The sequence below is a fragment of the Streptomyces sp. NPDC036822 genome (assembly GCF_055609145.1).
In genome coordinates this window covers 1-1328 of record NZ_JBVJPY010000065.1, presented here as the reverse complement: position 1 = coordinate 1328, position 1328 = coordinate 1, and the positions used below count along the sequence as shown (strand labels likewise).

1 protein-coding gene and 1 pseudogene are annotated in these 1328 nt (G+C 66.8%); both read left to right on the top strand.

All coding sequences use genetic code 11. The features are described from left to right. The first annotated feature begins 437 nt into the window (after positions 1–437). Positions 438–752 (top strand): hypothetical protein, encoded by a 315-nt coding sequence (locus ACZ68P_RS36200; protein ID WP_471013621.1) that lies wholly within the window; start codon positions 438–440, stop codon positions 750–752. Between the two features lie 482 nt (positions 753–1234). After that, a pseudogene (locus ACZ68P_RS36195) lies at positions 1235–1328 on the top strand (IS5 family transposase); the annotation flags it as partial.

Genomic DNA, 1328 nt, shown 5'->3' with positions numbered 1-1328 from the left:
AGGATGAAAAAGGCTCAGTGAGCTTCTTCAGAACGGCTCCGATCGGGTGACGGCTGCGTCTCGCGACGCCGACTGCTGTCGCAGCTCAGAAGCCACTCAACCGAGAAGAGCCGTCCACCCCCTGGTGTGACCGCTGAAGAAGCTCAGTGAAGGACTTCCCTGTCTGGATGGTCCCGGCCTGTGCGTTCGAGCCCGGTCGGGGTGTGAGCTGGGGGGCATGGATCGACAACCAGCGCAGCAGAGCCGCGGCGCGCACCCCGGACCGAGTGGAGCAGCTGTCCGAGATCGGCATGCGGTGGGCGTAGCACGGCAGGAGAGAACCCCTCGTGATCAATAGTCTCGCGCGGGAGTCCGGACCCGGACATGGCACTCCGCGATAAGTTCTTCATCCCCGACCTGATCATGCACGTTCGACGACACATCTCCAGGAGCCACCCGTGAACGACAAGATCACTCTCCACGGCCAGCAGGACCTCGATGCCCTGGTCGAGTTCGTACGGGCACGCTCACTTGAAGCGCGCAACCAGGCTGGCAGCACCGTCAAGGACACCGGCCCGGCTCTCTACGACGGCGTCCGCCGGCTCACCAATGCCTTCGACATCGCCCTTGCCAACCTCGCCGGACAACTCACCTTCGAACTGCAGCATGGCAACAGGCACCGCGCCGATTCGCTCTGGGAATCCCTGAGCCGGGCAGCGACAGAATGGGCCGACCACCCCTCCTTCCACGACGAGTGGCGATGGACCCCGTAGGCACCCGGCCCCAGCAAACCAGGAACCAGCAAGACCAGTTTGCTGAGCTAGGGCACCGCTCGGGCGGTGGGCGGGGCTCGGAAGGGTGATCTTGCGGACGGCCTCGCCGGGTTCGAGTTTAAGCAAGCAGGTGTTGATGGCGAGGGTCTTGCCGAAGCCGGGACCGCCGTGGATGCGCACCATCGCGCGGGCAGCGACCTTGTCGCGGAGGTGCTCCCGGGCAGTGAGCAGAGCCCGGGTGGTGACCACGGATGCGTCAGGCAGATCGACGTACTAGTAGGTGGCCGCGGTCACGAGGCGTCTCCGTCTTCGGCGGTGGTGAAATGTGCGACGTGCCTGCCCGGGCCGTCGGGGACCGCAGGGGCGGGCTCACAGCTGGAGGTGAGCGGGGCGGGCCGGCCCGGCGTGATCAGCGCTGCCAAGGAAGCTGGGGTGCGCCAGTCGGCCGGGGACGCGGCAAGCGGAACGATGTCGGGCAGCGCGAGCCGGTGCTGGCCGCGTGGCGTTTCGATCGCCGTGGCAGGGCCCTGGATTTCGGCCGGCCGCCCGAGCATGACCTGCGCGACATCATGGACG